13 protein-coding genes, 3 tRNA genes and 3 rRNA genes are annotated in these 17,342 nt (G+C 51.0%); 7 read left to right on the top strand and 12 right to left on the bottom strand.

The genetic code is table 11. The features are described from left to right. Nucleotides 1–22: 22 nt before the first annotated feature. A complete protein-coding gene (gene rnhA / locus HV107_RS14790; RefSeq protein WP_182059689.1) occupies nucleotides 23–490 on the top strand; it encodes a ribonuclease HI in 468 nt (155 codons plus the stop codon). On the opposite strand, the gene HV107_RS14785 is transcribed toward rnhA, so the two are convergent. Beyond that, nucleotides 491–1,207, bottom strand: a complete 717-nt coding sequence (locus HV107_RS14785; protein ID WP_182059686.1) for a class I SAM-dependent methyltransferase — start codon at nucleotides 1,205–1,207, stop codon at nucleotides 491–493. Between the two features lie 32 nt (nucleotides 1,208–1,239). Here HV107_RS14785 and gloB point away from each other — a divergent pair, with 32 nt between their 5' ends. Next, nucleotides 1,240–1,998 (top strand): hydroxyacylglutathione hydrolase, encoded by a 759-nt coding sequence (gloB, locus tag HV107_RS14780; protein ID WP_182059684.1) that lies wholly within the window; start codon nucleotides 1,240–1,242, stop codon nucleotides 1,996–1,998. A 68-nt stretch (nucleotides 1,999–2,066) separates the two neighbouring features. Then, nucleotides 2,067–3,431 (top strand): murein transglycosylase D, encoded by a 1,365-nt coding sequence (gene mltD, locus HV107_RS14775; protein ID WP_182059682.1) that lies wholly within the window; start codon nucleotides 2,067–2,069, stop codon nucleotides 3,429–3,431. A gap of 53 nt (nucleotides 3,432–3,484) precedes the next feature. Here the strand turns inward: mltD and HV107_RS14770 are convergent, their stop codons facing one another. The 3 genes from HV107_RS14770 to HV107_RS14760 form a co-directional block, all read right to left on the bottom strand. Continuing rightward, entirely contained in the window at nucleotides 3,485–4,255 is a 771-nt protein-coding gene (locus tag HV107_RS14770; protein WP_182059680.1) for a class I SAM-dependent methyltransferase, read from the bottom strand. 78 nt (nucleotides 4,256–4,333) lie between these two features. After that, on the bottom strand, nucleotides 4,334–5,134 hold the full coding sequence (locus tag HV107_RS14765; RefSeq protein WP_014068998.1) for an endonuclease/exonuclease/phosphatase family protein: 801 nt from the start codon (nucleotides 5,132–5,134) through the stop codon (nucleotides 4,334–4,336). Nucleotides 5,135–5,270: 136 nt separating this feature from the next. After that, nucleotides 5,271–6,446: an MFS transporter gene (locus tag HV107_RS14760; RefSeq protein ID WP_182059679.1), complete on the bottom strand. Its 1,176-nt coding sequence runs from the start codon at nucleotides 6,444–6,446 to the stop codon at nucleotides 5,271–5,273. 104 nt (nucleotides 6,447–6,550) lie between these two features. Here HV107_RS14760 and yafC point away from each other — a divergent pair, with 104 nt between their 5' ends. Beyond that, nucleotides 6,551–7,456 (top strand): DNA-binding transcriptional regulator YafC, encoded by a 906-nt coding sequence (gene yafC / locus HV107_RS14755; protein WP_182059678.1) that lies wholly within the window; start codon nucleotides 6,551–6,553, stop codon nucleotides 7,454–7,456. 28 nt (nucleotides 7,457–7,484) lie between these two features. On the opposite strand, the gene dkgB is transcribed toward yafC, so the two are convergent. The 8 genes from dkgB to gmhB all read right to left on the bottom strand — a co-directional run bounded on the left by dkgB (nucleotide 7,485) and on the right by gmhB (nucleotide 14,601). Further along, nucleotides 7,485–8,288: a 2,5-didehydrogluconate reductase DkgB gene (dkgB, locus tag HV107_RS14750; RefSeq protein WP_182059677.1), complete on the bottom strand. Its 804-nt coding sequence runs from the start codon at nucleotides 8,286–8,288 to the stop codon at nucleotides 7,485–7,487. A gap of 163 nt (nucleotides 8,289–8,451) precedes the next feature. Then, a tRNA-Asp gene (locus tag HV107_RS14745) sits at nucleotides 8,452–8,528 on the bottom strand. 54 nt (nucleotides 8,529–8,582) lie between these two features. Then, nucleotides 8,583–8,698: ribosomal RNA gene (rrf, locus tag HV107_RS14740) — 5S ribosomal RNA — on the bottom strand. A 71-nt stretch (nucleotides 8,699–8,769) separates the two neighbouring features. Beyond that, nucleotides 8,770–11,675 (bottom strand): 23S ribosomal RNA (locus HV107_RS14735). Nucleotides 11,676–11,855: 180 nt separating this feature from the next. Beyond that, a tRNA-Ala gene (locus tag HV107_RS14730) sits at nucleotides 11,856–11,931 on the bottom strand. Between the two features lie 48 nt (nucleotides 11,932–11,979). Continuing rightward, nucleotides 11,980–12,056, bottom strand: a tRNA-Ile gene (locus HV107_RS14725). Nucleotides 12,057–12,125: 69 nt separating this feature from the next. After that, nucleotides 12,126–13,665 (bottom strand): 16S ribosomal RNA (locus HV107_RS14720). Together the 16S, 23S and 5S rRNA genes with 3 tRNA genes alongside form the textbook arrangement of a ribosomal RNA operon. Nucleotides 13,666–14,034: 369 nt before the next feature. Beyond that, nucleotides 14,035–14,601, bottom strand: a complete 567-nt coding sequence (gmhB, locus tag HV107_RS14715; protein ID WP_182059675.1) for a D-glycero-beta-D-manno-heptose 1,7-bisphosphate 7-phosphatase — start codon at nucleotides 14,599–14,601, stop codon at nucleotides 14,035–14,037. 188 nt (nucleotides 14,602–14,789) lie between these two features. On the opposite strand from gmhB, the gene metN reads away from it, so the two are divergent. The 3 genes from metN to metQ are packed head-to-tail and all read left to right on the top strand — an operon-like array spanning nucleotide 14,790 to nucleotide 17,323. Next, nucleotides 14,790–15,821: a methionine ABC transporter ATP-binding protein MetN gene (gene metN, locus HV107_RS14710; RefSeq protein WP_182059672.1), complete on the top strand. Its 1,032-nt coding sequence runs from the start codon at nucleotides 14,790–14,792 to the stop codon at nucleotides 15,819–15,821. After that, on the top strand, nucleotides 15,814–16,467 hold the full coding sequence (locus tag HV107_RS14705) for a methionine ABC transporter permease MetI (RefSeq protein WP_003856130.1): 654 nt from the start codon (nucleotides 15,814–15,816) through the stop codon (nucleotides 16,465–16,467). Before metN ends, HV107_RS14705 begins: the two co-directional genes overlap by 8 nt. Before the next feature lie 40 nt (nucleotides 16,468–16,507). Then, entirely contained in the window at nucleotides 16,508–17,323 is an 816-nt protein-coding gene (metQ, locus tag HV107_RS14700) for a methionine ABC transporter substrate-binding lipoprotein MetQ (protein ID WP_182059669.1), read from the top strand. Nucleotides 17,324–17,342: the final 19 nt, after the last annotated feature.

The following is a 17,342-nucleotide window of genomic DNA, read 5'->3' as shown; positions in this document are numbered from 1 at the left end:
AAATACAGGAAGTCTACCAGAGATGCGTAAACAGGTAGAAATTTTCACCGATGGATCTTGTCTCGGTAACCCAGGACCTGGCGGTTACGGCGCCATTATGCGCTATCGTCAGCATGAAAAAACCTTTAGTGAAGGCTATCGCCTGACCACCAACAACCGCATGGAGCTGATGGCGGCCATCGTGGCGCTGGAAGCGTTAAAAGAGCACTGCGATGTGGTACTGAGCACCGACAGCCAGTACGTGCGCCAGGGCATTACCCAGTGGATCTTCAACTGGAAAAAACGCGGCTGGAAAACGGCAGATAAAAAACCGGTCAAAAATGTCGATCTCTGGAAGCGCCTGGACGCCGCGTTAGGGCAGCATCAAATCAAATGGGAATGGGTAAAAGGCCATGCCGGACACCCGGAAAACGAACGCTGTGACGAGCTGGCTCGTACAGCCGCGTCAAACCCAACTCAGGAAGATGTCGGGTATCAGCCTGAATCCTGATCAGGGTTTGCGGTACTGCCGCGTTGCGCCAACGGTCTGACGGATCTGGGTTTTCGATTTACTTTGTTTCATCGGGTTAAGCGTGAGGGGAATCGTCCGCTTACGCGCCACGATAAACTGCATACAGCCCAGCGCCGGCAGATGTGTGCTCAGTAACACTCCGCCCTGTCGGGACCAGGGTAACACCTGAAAACCACCGTAGCAGAGGACTTCAAAGTTCAGCAGTGAAAGCCAGTCCAGCTGGCGCATCAGCGTAAACATTCGGCTGTTATAAGGTGGCGTGCGGCGCAGCACTGGCACCAGTTTACGTAGCCCCATCAGACTCAGTGGATTGAAGCCGCTGAGGATCAGCCAGCCGTCATCGATCAGCACCCGGTCGGCTTCACGCAGCAAACGATGCGGATCACTGCACCAGGGCAAGGTATGTGCCAGCAGACAAGCATCGACGGATTTTTCCGCAAAAGGCAAATGCAACGGATCGGCTTTAACCTGAACGGGCGATCCCCCAAGAGAGACGTTAACCTGATGTGAGATAGCACAGCTTTCAGTGTTGATTTCTGCACTGAGATTGCCAATTTTAAGCAGGTGAAAACCATACATTTTCGCAAGCCAGGGTTTAAGCTGTTGTTCTAACGCCTCGCGATAGTATTCACCCCAGGGCAATTCCGCCCAACGTTCCGGTGCTGCGACAGTCTGAGGTATCCTTGCCGGTTTCATCAAAACGCCCGCCACGTTAAAAGAGGTAATTAATGAATCTTATCAGTATTCCAGCCTTCCAGGACAATTACATCTGGGTTTTAGTTGACGACGATCGTCGTTGCGTCATTGTCGATCCCGGAGAATCCGCGCCGATTTTAACTGCAATTGCCGAAAACGGCTGGCAACCGGAAGCTATTCTCCTGACGCATCATCACAACGATCACGTTGGCGGTGTCCCTGCATTGCGGGCAAAATTTCCGCATCTTGTGGTATACGGACCGGCAGAAACACAAGATAAGGGAACCACTCATGTAGTCAAAGAAGGCGAAAAAGTCCTCATTCTCGGGTGGGATTTTTCCGTTTTTGCCACACCGGGTCACACTTCAGGACATATTTGTTTCTACAGCAAACCTTATCTATTTTGCGGCGACACACTCTTTTCAGGCGGCTGCGGAAGGTTGTTTGAAGGTACGTCAGCACAGATGTATCAATCTTTACAGAAGATTGCCGCGCTCCCGGACGACACGCTCATTTGTTGCGCACATGAGTATACATTAGGGAATATGAAGTTTGCTGTAAGCATCTTACCCGACGATCGCGCTATTCAGGATTATTACCAGAAAGTGAAGGAGTTACGTGCAAAAAACCAAAAAACACTCCCCGTAATTCTGAAAAATGAGCGTGAAATAAATTTATTTTTAAGAACTCATGATATTGATTTAATTAATAAAATTAACCAAGAAACAAATTTGCAACAACCAGAAGATTGTTTTGCATGGTTAAGGTCAAAGAAAGATAACTTCCGATAATTCTGGGTTGCCTTTTGAAAATTTCGCCGTTATCATCGCTCGTCTTTTAAGCAACTATTGACACACACATGAAGGCAAAAGCGATATTACTCGCCTCTGTCCTGCTTGTAGGTTGCCAGTCGCAAAACGGCAGCAACGTACAACAGCACGCACAGAGCCTTTCTGCAGCTGGTCAAGGGGAAGCAGGGAAGTTTACAAGTCAGGCGCGATGGATGGACGATGGGACATCATTCGCGCAGGATCAGGACTTGTGGGCCTCTATTGGCGACGAGCTAAAGATGGGAATTCCGGAAAACACCCGGATTCGCGAACAGAAACAGAAGTATTTGAGAAATAAGAGCTATCTCCACGATGTAACTTTACGGGCAGAGCCGTATATGTACTGGATAGCCGGGCAAGTTAAGAAACGTAACATGCCGATGGAGCTGGTACTCCTACCCATAGTGGAGAGCGCTTTTGACCCACACGCGACGTCTGGCGCCAATGCCGCAGGCATTTGGCAGATCATACCGAGCACAGGGCGCAATTATGGTTTAAAACAGACCCGCAGCTACGATGCGCGTCGTGATGTAGTCGCTTCCACGACTGCCGCTCTCGACATGATGCAACGTCTGAACAAGATGTTCGACGGTGACTGGTTGTTAACAGTCGCAGCGTACAACAGTGGTGAAGGTCGTGTACTGAAGGCAATGAAAGCGAATAAAGCGCGTGGAAAATCCACCGACTTCTGGTCGCTCTCACTGCCACAGGAAACCAAGGTTTACGTACCGAAAATGCTGGCATTGAGCGATATTCTCAAGAACAGCAAGCGTTACGGTGTACAACTGCCAACACCAGACGAAAGTCGTGCACTGGCGCGTGTTCGCCTCAGCAGCCCGGTTGATATTCAACAGGTTGCCGATATGACGGGTATGTCGGTAAGTAAACTGAAAACCTTTAATGCAGGCGTTAAAGGCTCAACGCTGGGTGCCAGTGGCCCTCAGTATGTGATGGTTCCGCAAAAACACGCGGAGCAGTTACGCGAGTCTTTAGCTTCTGGTGAGATTGCAGCGGTTCAGTCTACGCTTGTTGCAGATACTTCATCAGTAAGCAGCCGCAGCTATAAGGTTCGTTCAGGTGATACGCTTTCAGGTATTGCATCACGTCTTGGCGTGAGCGCAAAAGACCTACAGCAGTGGAACAATCTGCGTAGCTCTGGTCTGAAAGTGGGTCAGAATCTGACGGTTGGCGCAGGTAGCAGCGCGCAGCGTCTTGCCAACAACAGCGATAGCATTACTTATCGCGTGCGTAAGGGTGATTCGCTGTCCAGTATTGCAAAACGTCACGGCGTGAACATCCAGGATGTTATGCGCTGGAATAACGATACTGACAATCTGCAACCCGGCGATCAGTTGACGCTGTTTGTGAAAAATAGCGCAACGCCAGACTCCTGATCAGACAGTCTGAACATAAAAAAGGCACCGATTCCCCCGGTGCCTTTTTTTATTTATCCCGCTTTTTGTACTTCAGCCATAATGGTATCGCTGGTAAACGATCCATCCTCCTGCAACTCAAAGTACGCCTTCACGTCCGCAGACGCGCTATCCTGATAAAGACGAATAGCCTGGCTTAATGCTTCTGGCGTCCGCATCCGCGCAATCCAGGAGCTGAATTCGAGCGGCAATCGGTCTGTTATCAATGAGCGTGAAATCAACCCAGCCTCTGCGGTCATCTGCAACCACTCCCCACTGGAATAATTGCGAACATGCGATGTGTCGCGCAGTGCTTCAACCGTCTGCAACCAGACATCCCGTACCGGATGGCCAGGCGACATGATATCCATGATGATAAAAATCCCACCCGGCTTCAGCACACGTTTAACTTCCCGCAATGCTTGCCCGACATCGTGCCAGTGGTGCGCGGAGTAACGACTGATGACAATCTCAAAAGTATCATCGGCAAACGGTAATGATTCCGCGTACCCCTGACGGGTAACGAGGTTTTTCAGCCCTTTAGCTTTGGCGGCCTCCGTTACAACGTCGAGCATCTGGCTGGACAAATCGTATGCTGTTACCTGAGCGACCTGCTGCGCGGCGGCAAAACTAGCGTGCCCTGCCCCACAACCCAAATCCAGCACGTGCGCCTGCGGGAATGCCGCCAGCCGCTCGCTGAGACGAGTCAGATCTCGACCAGACGCATGGACGGCGCTGCTCAGATAAGCATTTGCCTGGGAGCCAAACTGTTTTTCTACGTTGTCATGATGGGAGTGTGTTGTCATCTTACTGTCCTTTGGTTGATAAAAAATAAAGGGCAGCACCTGCACATAGGTCTGCCCCACGGCAGACCTGACACACCATTATTTATCAGGTTTGCCGGGACTGAATTCAACTAGTAGAGGATTGTGATCGGATGCGCGTGTCACCAGCACAGAGGCATCGTGAACGCTCAAACCGCGATAAAAGACAAAATCGAGAGGACGACCAAAGGCTTTCTTACGCTGGTCATCGTTAAAACGAACTTCGCGCAGCGACATCTCGCGCGCAAAGCGATACAAGGCGTTCATCCGTGGGCGGCTCCAGGCATTAAAATCCCCTGCCATAATGATAGGCCCGCTGTGATGGGCAATCTGATCGCCAATCGGAAGTAACTGCTTACTGTAGACATCGACGCCCAGGCTGAAATTAACAGCGTGAATATTTACGACCATCAGCAAACGGCTATCCGGTAACGGGTAGACGGTAACCAGCGCCGATTTTGCCAGCCGCAGAATGGGTTCTCGCTCACGAAGGGGACAACAATAAACAGGATGCGCCGCTGAAAGCGTCATGACACCAGAAGGGTGCTGCGGCAGCACAAACGCAGGCACCTGATCGGCCGCGAGATAGTTAGTGGTCGCAAACCTTACCAGCTCAGGCGTCGTTTGCGCTTCTTGCAGGAGAACGAGATGAGCGTCCTTACCAAAATTTTTGAGGACGGATAACCACTCAGCACGCTGTTGCTTAAAGATATTCCACACCAGCACACGAATTTTTTCATCGCTGCTTAATGGCGTACCGGCGGGTAATGCCTGGCTGATGCTCGCGAACGATCCCGGAGGCAGTATTCTCTCCGCGGGTAATCCGGCAACATAACGCATGGCATAGGTATTTTTTCGCACTTTCGGAAATGACCTCTATAACATGAACCAGCCCGGAAAACGGACTGGTTCTAATGTTATAGGGATTTTAGGTCATAGTTTCAACGCAATTACTGAGAAACCTTTCCAAGTTTTGTAAGCAAGCACTTACTGTTATTTAGCCAAGAGCCACCCGGGCAGGTTTATCAAGGCGACCGCTCAGGCCTATCAGCAGGAAAGCGATAAGCACGATCGCAGCGCCAATCCACGGTGTCTGAGTCAGGCCAAAGTGCTCAACAGTCTGCCCACCAATAATGGAACCGAGTGCGATCCCAATATTGAATGCAGCAATGTTCAGACCAGATGCAACATCGACGGCATTGGGTGTATAAAGCTCTGCCTTCTGAACGACATAGACCTGAAGACCCGGCACGTTACCAAATGCAAAGATCCCCATCACCAGTACCGTGGCCAGCGCCGCATATTGCACAGAAGCGGTGAACTGGAAGATCAGCAGCAGTACAACCAGCGCAGCGAAAATAAATTTCAGGGCCGGTACTGCACCGTGTTTATCGGCAAGCTTGCCACCCCAGATATTGCCTATTGCCACCGACACGCCATAACCCAACAAGATCCAACTAACTGCGCTCGGTGAGAAGCCCGCCAGATCCTGCATCATCGGTGCAAGGAATGTAAAAGCGGTAAAGACACCACCGTACCCCAAAGCCGTGATCGCATAGATGATCAGAAGGCGAGGATGGGTCAGTACTTTAAGTTGATCGCTCAGGCTGGCACTCGCACGGCCAGGGATATTTGAAGGGACGAGAAGCAGACTGGCCACCAGGGCTATCACTCCCAGTACTGAGACGGCCAGGAATGTTTCGCGCCAGCCAAAATGTTGGCCGATAAACGTCCCCAGAGGCACGCCGGTGACCAGCGCGACAGTTAACCCGCCAAACATAATCGCAATGGCAGATGCCGCTTTCTCTTTTGGCACCAGGCTGGTTGCAATGGTTGAACCAATCGAGAAAAACACACCATGGGCAAGGCCCGTCAGCAAGCGGGCAATGACCAGCGTGGTGTAGTCAGGTGCTTGCCAGGCCAGAATATTCCCGGCGGTGAACAGAACCATCAGCGCCATCAATAACTGCTTGCGCGGAAAACGTCCGGTCAACGCCGTAAGCACAGGGGCACCAACGGCCACACCTAATGCGTAGATAGAAACCAGCAGCCCGGCAGAAGGCAGAGAGATGGCAAGTTGGTTCGCAATCGTAGGAACCAGACCCACGATAACAAATTCGGTCGTGCCAATTGCGAAGGCACTGATCGTCAGGGCAAGTAGCGCCAGTGGCATAAAATACTCCGTATCATCAGGATTAAGATGACAAGAAGTATGCGCCAGTGCTTAAATAACAAAAATGGTCAAAATCTCAATAGAATTTTGCAGGTGGTGCAATAATGAAGGCGACATCAGAAGAGCTGGCGATATTTGTCGCCGTGGTAGAAAGCGGCAGTTTTAGCCGTGCTGCGGAGCAACTCGGACAGGCAAATTCCGCCATTAGCCGCTCGGTGAAAAAGCTGGAGATGAAACTCGGTGTTAGCCTGCTCAACCGAACCACAAGGCAGTTAAGTCTGACAGAAGAAGGCGAGCGCTATTTCCGCCGCGTACAGTCCGTCTTGCAGGAAATGGCTGCAGCAGAGACAGAAATTATGGAGTCTCGCAGCACGCCACGCGGGCTGCTGCGTATTGATGCGGCAACACCTGTGGTCCTTCATTACCTGATGCCACTCATTAAACCTTTCCGTGAACGCTACCCGGAAATGACATTGTCGCTGGTGTCATCTGAGACATTCATTAATCTGATAGAGAGAAAGGTAGATGTTGCGATTCGCGTTGGCACACTTACCGATTCCAGCTTGCGGGCCCGCCCTTTGTTCAGGAGCTACCGAAAAATTATTGCATCGCCGGAATACCTTGCGCAGTTTGGTCAGCCTGAAACGGTCGAGGATTTGAAACAGCATCTGTGCCTGGGTTTTACAGAGCCCGTATCGCTAAATACCTGGCCTGTCGCCTGTAGTGACGGACAGCTTCATGAGATAGATTGCGGCTTATCGTCAAACAGTGGGGAAACACTGAAGCAACTTTGTCTTGAAGGAAACGGGATTGCCTGTTTATCCGATTACATGATCAATAAAGAGATTGCCCGTGGGGAGCTTGTAGAGTTAATGGCTGATAAACGCCTGCCGGTAGAGATGCCTTTTAGTGCAGTGTATTACAGTGACAGAGCGGTGAGTACGCGCATCCGCGCATTTATCGACTTCCTGAGCGAACATGCGAAAACAGCTCCCGAAGGAGCTGTGTGAGGGTTTAGGGTACAGAGTTGGGTCAATATTAATCCCAGTCTGGTGCTAAACCTTCCGGGCTTACCAGGCGATCGTTGCAATCCAGAGCAGCGATCGCTTTTTTGTCTTCATCATCCAGCTGGAGATCCAGTGCTAACAGGTTGCTCGCCAGGTTTTCACGTTTGGTTGAAGATGGGATAACGGCATAACCTTCACCCATTGCCCAGGCCAGAATCACCTGTGCAGCCGTGGCATTGTGTTTCTGTGCAATGCGAATAATCACTTCATCTTTCAGTGCGTTACCGTAAGCCAGCGTCATGTAAGAGGTGATATGGATACCGTGCTGTTTTGCCCAGTCAACCACTTTACGGTTTTGCAGATAAGGGGACAGTTCAACCTGGTTGGTTGCAATATTCTCTGCACCAACAGCCGCAATGGCTTTTTCCATCAACGGGATAGTGAAGTTAGAGATACCAATTTCACGGGTTAAGCCCTGCTCTTTTGCTTCAAGCAGCGCCTGCATGAACTCTTCCACGGAAACCGAATCGTTCGGTGACGGCCAGTGGATCAGCGTCAGATCTACGTAGTCGGTACGCAGTTTCTTCAGACTCTCTTTCAGGCTTGGAATCAGCTTTTCTTTGCTGAGGTTCTCAATCCAGATTTTAGTGGTGATGAAAAGTTCATTACGGGCTACACCACTCTCTTCAATCGCCTGGCCAACGGCAGCTTCATTTTCATAAATCTGCGCCGTATCAACAGTACGATAGCCAAGTTCAAGAGCAGTTTTTACAGATGCGATAACAACATCGTCTTTCAGGCGGAAAGTGCCCAGACCAAATGCAGGGATAGTCATGTAATTCCTCGTTAATCATAATGTTCGTTAACTGAGGAAGATTATCGCTGCTGCTGTTATTCAGAAAAAGAGCGTAAAACGCAGAGGATTTTTGCTAATTTAGCAAAAATTATACGGAAGATAAGAAAAAAGCCCTGAGTAAATACTCAGGGCTTTCAATAAGTGGCGGAACGGACGGGACTCGAACCCGCGACCCCCTGCGTGACAGGCAGGTATTCTAACCGACTGAACTACCGCTCCACCGAAGACTTTGTAACCACCGGATTAATGCACCGGCTTACTACTTAATTTGATGCCTGGCAGTTCCCTACTCTCACATGGGGAGACCCCACACTACCATCGGCGCTACGGCGTTTCACTTCTGAGTTCGGCATGGGGTCAGGTGGGACCACCGCGCTAAAGCCGCCAGGCAAATTCTGTTAATCTGTATCAAAGCTGAAAATATTCTGTCTCTCAACCGCCGAAACAGCTTCGGCGTTGTAAGGTTAAGCCTCACGGTTCATTAGTATCGGTTAGCTCAACGTATCGCTACGCTTACACACCCGACCTATCAACGTCGTAGTCTTCAACGTTCCTTCAGGACCCTTAAAGGGTCAGGGAGAACTCATCTCGGGGCAAGTTTCGTGCTTAGATGCTTTCAGCACTTATCTTTTCCGCATTTAGCTACCGGGCAATGCCATTGGCATGACAACCCGAACACCAGTGATGCGTCCACTCCGGTCCTCTCGTACTAGGAGCAGCCCCCCTCAATTCTCCAGCGCCCACGGCAGATAGGGACCGAACTGTCTCACGACGTTCTAAACCCAGCTCGCGTACCACTTTAAACGGCGAACAGCCGTACCCTTGGGACCTACTTCAGCCCCAGGATGTGATGAGCCGACATCGAGGTGCCAAACACCGCCGTCGATATGAACTCTTGGGCGGTATCAGCCTGTTATCCCCGGAGTACCTTTTATCCGTTGAGCGATGGCCCTTCCATTCAGAACCACCGGATCACTATGACCTGCTTTCGCACCTGCTCGAGCCGTCACTCTCGCAGTCAAGCTAGCTTATGCCATTGCACTAACCTCCTGATGTCCGACCAGGATTAGCTAACCTTCGTGCTCCTCCGTTACTCTTTGGGAGGAGACCGCCCCAGTCAAACTACCCACCAGACACTGTCCGCAACCCGGATTACGGGTCTACGTTAGAACACCAGCCATTAAAGGGTGGTATTTCAAGGTTGGCTCCACGCAGACTGGCGTCCACGCTTCAAAGCCTCCCACCTATCCTACACATCAAGGACCAGTGTTCAGTGTCAAGCTATAGTAAAGGTTCACGGGGTCTTTCCGTCTTGCCGCGGGTACACTGCATCTTCACAGCGAGTTCAATTTCACTGAGTCTCGGGTGGAGACAGCCTGGCCATCATTACGCCATTCGTGCAGGTCGGAACTTACCCGACAAGGAATTTCGCTACCTTAGGACCGTTATAGTTACGGCCGCCGTTTACCGGGGCTTCGATCAAGAGCTTCGCGTTGCCGCTAACCCCATCAATTAACCTTCCGGCACCGGGCAGGCGTCACACCGTATACGTCCACTTTCGTGTTTGCACAGTGCTGTGTTTTTAATAAACAGTTGCAGCCAGCTGGTATCTTCGACTGATTTCAGCTCCACCCGCAGGGGCTTCACCTACACATCAGCGTGCCTTCTCCCGAAGTTACGGCACCATTTTGCCTAGTTCCTTCACCCGAGTTCTCTCAAGCGCCTTGGTATTCTCTACCTGACCACCTGTGTCGGTTTGGGGTACGATTTGATGTTACCTGATGCTTAGAGGCTTTTCCTGGAAGCAGGGCATTTGTTACTTCAGTACCGTAGTACCTCGTCATCACACCTCAGCGTTAAAAAGAGTCCGGATTTACCTAAACTCTCCGCCTACATGCTTAAACCGGGACAACCGTCGCCCGGCTAACATAGCCTTCTCCGTCCCCCCTTCGCAGTAACACCAAGTACAGGAATATTAACCTGTTTCCCATCGACTACGCCTTTCGGCCTCGCCTTAGGGGTCGACTCACCCTGCCCCGATTAACGTTGGACAGGAACCCTTGGTCTTCCGGCGTGCGGGCTTTTCACCCGCATTATCGTTACTTATGTCAGCATTCGCACTTCTGATACCTCCAGCATCCCTCACAGGACACCTTCAACGGCTTACAGAACGCTCCCCTACCCAACAACGCATAAGCGTCGCTGCCGCAGCTTCGGTGCATGGTTTAGCCCCGTTACATCTTCCGCGCAGGCCGACTCGACCAGTGAGCTATTACGCTTTCTTTAAATGATGGCTGCTTCTAAGCCAACATCCTGGCTGTCTGTGCCTTCCCACATCGTTTCCCACTTAACCATGACTTTGGGACCTTAGCTGGCGGTCTGGGTTGTTTCCCTCTTCACGACGGACGTTAGCACCCGCCGTGTGTCTCCCGTGATAACATTCTTCGGTATTCGTAGTTTGCATCGGGTTGGTAAGCCGGGATGGCCCCCTAGCCGAAACAGTGCTCTACCCCCGAAGATGAGTTCACGAGGCGCTACCTAAATAGCTTTCGGGGAGAACCAGCTATCTCCCGGTTTGATTGGCCTTTCACCCCCAGCCACAAGTCATCCGCTAATTTTTCAACATTAGTCGGTTCGGTCCTCCAGTTAGTGTTACCCAACCTTCAACCTGCCCATGGCTAGATCACCGGGTTTCGGGTCTATACCCTGCAACTTAACGCCCAGTTAAGACTCGGTTTCCCTTCGGCTCCCCTATACGGTTAACCTTGCTACAGAATATAAGTCGCTGACCCATTATACAAAAGGTACGCAGTCACACCACGAAGGTGCTCCCACTGCTTGTACGTACACGGTTTCAGGTTCTTTTTCACTCCCCTCGCCGGGGTTCTTTTCGCCTTTCCCTCACGGTACTGGTTCACTATCGGTCAGTCAGGAGTATTTAGCCTTGGAGGATGGTCCCCCCATATTCAGACAGGATACCACGTGTCCCGCCCTACTCTTCGAGTTCACAACCTGTGTGCTTTCGTGTACGGGGCTATCACCCTGTATCGCCGGACTTTCCAGACCGTTCCACTAACACACAAGCTGATTCAGACTCTGGGCTGCTCCCCGTTCGCTCGCCGCTACTGGGGGAATCTCGGTTGATTTCTTTTCCTCGGGGTACTTAGATGTTTCAGTTCCCCCGGTTCGCTTCGTTAAGCTATGTATTCACTTAACGATAGTGTGTCGGAACACACTGGGTTTCCCCATTCGGAAATCGCCGGGTCAAAGGTTCATATCACCTCGCCGGCGCTTATCGCAGATTAGCACGTCCTTCATCGCCTCTGACTGCCAGGGCATCCACCGTGTACGCTTAGTCGCTTAACCTCACAACCCGAAGATGTTTCTTTCGATTCATCATCAAATTGCGAAAATTTGAGAGACTCGAACACACCACTTAAGGTGTGTCGTTTCAATTTTCAGCTTGATCCAGATTTTTAAAGAGCAAAACTTCGCAGTGAACCTTTTCAGGTACACTCTGAAGTTTTCTTGTTTTCGCAGTAAAGATGGTGGAGCTATGCGGGATCGAACCGCAGACCTCCTGCGTGCAAGGCAGGCGCTCTCCCAGCTGAGCTATAACCCCATCGTATACACTAATCTCTGTACCGCTCATCCTTTAACATAAGGATTTTGGTAGGCCTGAGTGGACTTGAACCACCGACCTCACCCTTATCAGGGGTGCGCTCTAACCACCTGAGCTACAAGCCTGCAGAGATTTTTACTGCTATTTTTCATCAGACAATCTGTGTGAGCACTACAAAGGCAGGTTCTTTAAGGTAAGGAGGTGATCCAACCGCAGGTTCCCCTACGGTTACCTTGTTACGACTTCACCCCAGTCATGAATCACAAAGTGGTAAGCGCCCTCCCGAAGGTTAAGCTACCTACTTCTTTTGCAACCCACTCCCATGGTGTGACGGGCGGTGTGTACAAGGCCCGGGAACGTATTCACCGTAGCATTCTGATCTACGATTACTAGCGATTCCGACTTCATGGAGTCGAGTTGCAGACTCCAATCCGGACTACGACATACTTTATGAGGTCCGCTTGCTCTCGCGAGGTCGCTTCTCTTTGTATATGCCATTGTAGCACGTGTGTAGCCCTACTCGTAAGGGCCATGATGACTTGACGTCATCCCCACCTTCCTCCAGTTTATCACTGGCAGTCTCCTTTGAGTTCCCGGCCGAACCGCTGGCAACAAAGGATAAGGGTTGCGCTCGTTGCGGGACTTAACCCAACATTTCACAACACGAGCTGACGACAGCCATGCAGCACCTGTCTCAGAGTTCCCGAAGGCACCAATCCATCTCTGGAAAGTTCTCTGGATGTCAAGAGTAGGTAAGGTTCTTCGCGTTGCATCGAATTAAACCACATGCTCCACCGCTTGTGCGGGCCCCCGTCAATTCATTTGAGTTTTAACCTTGCGGCCGTACTCCCCAGGCGGTCGACTTAACGCGTTAGCTCCGGAAGCCACTCCTCAAGGGAACAACCTCCAAGTCGACATCGTTTACGGCGTGGACTACCAGGGTATCTAATCCTGTTTGCTCCCCACGCTTTCGCACCTGAGCGTCAGTCTTTGTCCAGGGGGCCGCCTTCGCCACCGGTATTCCTCCAGATCTCTACGCATTTCACCGCTACACCTGGAATTCTACCCCCCTCTACAAGACTCTAGCCTGCCAGTTTCGAATGCAGTTCCCAGGTTGAGCCCGGGGATTTCACATCCGACTTGACAGACCGCCTGCGTGCGCTTTACGCCCAGTAATTCCGATTAACGCTTGCACCCTCCGTATTACCGCGGCTGCTGGCACGGAGTTAGCCGGTGCTTCTTCTGCGAGTAACGTCAATCACCAAGGTTATTAACCTTAATGCCTTCCTCCTCGCTGAAAGTACTTTACAACCCGAAGGCCTTCTTCATACACGCGGCATGGCTGCATCAGGCTTGCGCCCATTGTGCAATATTCCCCACTGCTGCCTCCCGTAGGAGTCTGGACCGTGTCTCAGTTCCAGTGTGGCTGGTCATCCTCTCAGACCAGCTAGGGATCGTCGCCTAGGTGAGCCGTTACCCCACCTACTAGCTAATCCCATCTGGGCACATCTGATGGCAAGAGGCCCGAAGGTCCCCCTCTTTGGTCTTGCGACGTTATGCGGTATTAGCTACCGTTTCCAGTAGTTATCCCCCTCCATCAGGCAGTTTCCCAGACATTACTCACCCGTCCGCCGCTCGTCACCCAGGAGCAAGCTCCCTGTGTTACCGCTCGACTTGCATGTGTTAGGCCTGCCGCCAGCGTTCAATCTGAGCCATGATCAAACTCTTCAATTTAAGTTTGATGCTCGTGAATTAAACTTCGTAATGAATTACGTATGTTCACTCAGAGACTTGGTATTCATTTTTCGTCTTGCGACGTTAAGAATCCATGTCACTTTGAGTGCCCACACAGATTGTCTGATAAATTGTTAAAGAGCAGTGCAACGTGGCTTTCAGCTCACCGTTGCGAGGTGGCGTATATTACGCTTTCCTCTTTCAGAGTCAACCCGTTATTTCAGGATTTTTTCTCTTCAACCGACCGCGTTGTTTGTGAAGTGATTCACATCCGCCGTGTCGATGGAGGCGCATTATAGGGAGCTTCCGAGGAATGACAAGCGGAAAAATACAATTTTATTTCAACCGCTCACCTTTTAGCCAAAACGCCTATTTTTGGTGCTTTTTAATCTCTTTTGGCAGCTCTGCCAGGCTATTAATCACCCAATCCGCTGCATTCTCTGCTTCTGGCGTCACTGGCTTGCCGGTGCGAACTAATATTTTGGTGCCTACGCCGGCTGCGGTTGCGGCCTGCATATCTTCCAGTTTATCGCCCACCATATAAGAAGCAGCCATATCAATGTGCAGAAATTCCTGCGCAGAGATAAACATACCCGGATGCGGCTTACGACAGTCGCAGGTCTGACGATACTCTTCTACTGTTCCCTGTGGGTGGTGCGGGCAATAATAGATACCGTCGAGATCGACACCACGATCGGCTAACGACCAGTCCATCCATTCCGTTAGCGTTTCAAACTGCGCCTCGGTGAATTTACCGCGAGCAATACCAGACTGGTTGGTGACAACCACCAGCGCATAGCCCATCTCTTTTAACTGGCGCATTGCATCTATTACGCCTTCGATAAACTCGAACGCGTCAATCTCATGGACATAACCGTGATCCACATTAATGGTGCCATCACGATCGAGAAAAATTGCGGGTACTGATTTTGCCACCGGTTTGCTCCTGAAAAAGGCGTGTCCGGTTAGTATCTCATGAATCACAGCGCAATAAAGTGCTCATCGCACAGAGTTGGATTGATTTAGACGTCTGGATGCCTTAACATCCATTTTGTTTACGGTCATCACCCGTATCCGGCAGAATAAAATGCCACGGCTAACTTACATACGATAAAAATAATCTAATGATTAAACTTTCCAATATCACCAAAGTGTTCCAGCAGGGGAACCGAACCATTCAGGCGCTGAACAACGTCAGCCTGCATGTTCCTGCTGGTCAAATTTATGGCGTCATTGGCGCATCGGGTGCGGGTAAAAGTACGCTGATCCGTTGTGTTAACCTGCTTGAGCGCCCAAGCCAGGGCAGCGTAGAAGTTGGCGGACAAGAACTTACCGCACTCTCAGAGAAAGAATTAACAAAAGCGCGTCGCCAGATTGGCATGATCTTCCAGCACTTCAACCTGCTGGCATCCCGCACCGTGTTCGGCAACGTCGCTTTGCCGCTGGAGCTGGACAACTCGCCTAAAGAAGAAGTTAAGCGTCGCGTCACCGAACTGCTGGACCTGGTTGGTCTGGCAGATAAACACGACAGCTATCCGGCAAACCTGTCCGGTGGCCAAAAACAGCGTGTGGCAATCGCCCGTGCGCTGGCCAGTAATCCTAAAGTGCTGCTGTGCGATGAAGCCACCAGCGCATTAGACCCGGCAACCACACGTTCTATTCTGGAACTGCTGAAAGACATTAACCGTCGTCTGGGCCTGACCATCCTTCTTATTACTCATGAGATGGACGTGGTTAAACGCATCTGTGACTGCGTAGCCGTGATCAGCAATGGTGAACTGATTGAGCAAGACACCGTAAGTGAAGTGTTCTCGCATCCGAAAACGCCGCTCGCGCAACAGTTTATTCAATCCACGCTGCATCTGGATATTCCGGAAGATTATCTGGCGCGTTTAAAAGCAGAGCCAGCTGCCGACAGCGTGCCAATGTTGCGTATGGAATTCACCGGTCAGTCCGTGGATGCACCACTGCTTTCCGAAACCGCGCGTCGCTTTAACGTGAACAACAACATTATTAGCGCGCAGATGGATTACGCCGGCGGCGTGAAGTTCGGCATCATGCTGACGGAAATGCACGGCACACAAGAAGAAACGCAAGGCGCAATCGCCTGGCTGCAAGAACACCATGTAAAAGTAGAGGTATTGGGTTATGTCTGAACCGATGATGTGGCTGCTGGTTCGCGGCGTTTGGGAAACGCTGGCAATGACCTTTGTATCGGGCTTTTTTGGTTTCGTCATTGGTCTGCCGGTCGGCGTACTGCTGTATGTAACTCGCCCGGGTCAAATTATTGAAAACGCGAAGCTCTATCGTACCCTTTCTGCTCTGGTGAACATCTTCCGTTCCATTCCGTTCATTATTCTTCTGGTATGGATGATTCCTTTCACCCGTGTGATCGTGGGTACCTCCATCGGCTTGCAGGCCGCAATCGTCCCATTGACCGTCGGTGCTGCACCGTTTATCGCCCGTATGGTTGAGAACGCATTGCTGGAGATCCCGACAGGTTTGATTGAAGCATCACGTGCCATGGGTGCGACCCCGATGCAGATCGTTCGCAAAGTCTTGCTGCCTGAAGCGCTGCCGGGTCTGGTGAACGCCGCAACGATCACCCTCATTACGCTGGTCGGTTATTCCGCGATGGGCGGTGCTGTCGGCGCCGGTGGTTTGGGGCAGATTGGCTATCAGTACGGTTATATTGGCTATAACGCTACCGTAATGAATACTGTTCTGGTATTGCTGGTTGTTCTGGTTTACTTAATCCAATTCTCTGGCGATCGCATCGTCCGGGCTGTTACTCACAAATAACGTTACACACAACACAAACTCGACGAGTTAAGGATATAACATGGCGTTTAAATTAAAGACCTTTGCAGCGGTAGGCGCGCTGATTGGCTCTCTGGCACTGGTGGGTTGCGGTCAGGACGAAAAAGATCCAAACCATATTAAAGTGGGCGTGATTGTGGGTGCAGAGCAGCAGGTTGCTGAAGTCGCTCAGAAAGTGGCTAAAGAAAAATACGGTCTGGACGTAGAGCTGGTTACCTTCAATGACTACGTTCTGCCGAACGAAGCGCTGAGCAAAGGTGATATCGACGCTAACGCCTTCCAGCATAAACCATACCTGGATCAGCAGATCAAAGACCGTGGTTACAAGCTGGTTGCGGCAGGTAACACTTTCGTTTACCCAATTGCCGGTTACTCCAAGAAAATTAAAACCCTGGACGAACTGCAGCCAGGCTCCCAGGTCGCGGTGCCTAACGACCCGACTAACCTCGGTCGTTCCCTGCTGCTGTTGCAGAAAGTGGGCCTGATCAAACTGAAAGACGGTGTTGGCCTGCTGCCGACCGTTCTTGACGTGACTGAGAACCCGAAAAATCTGAAAATTGTTGAGCTGGAAGCGCCGCAACTGCCACGTTCTCTGGACGACGCACAGATTGCCCTGGCTGTCATCAACACCACCTACGCAAGCCAGATTGGCCTGACGCCGGCAAAAGACGGTATCTTCGTTGAAGATAAAGACTCTCCATACGTAAACCTGATCGTGACTCGCGAAGACAACAAAGACGCGGAAAACGTGAAGAAATTCGTTCAGGCTTATCAGTCTGACGAAGTTTACCAGGAAGCCAACAAGGTGTTTAACGGCGGCGCTGTTAAAGGCTGGTAATCTCACATCAGTGTAATAT

Source organism: Enterobacter sp. RHBSTW-00175, from assembly GCF_013927005.1.
Taxonomy (GTDB): Bacteria; Pseudomonadota; Gammaproteobacteria; order Enterobacterales; family Enterobacteriaceae; genus Enterobacter.
The sequence above is the reverse complement of the archived record's forward strand: the minus strand, read 5'-3'. Positions and strand labels throughout refer to the sequence as shown.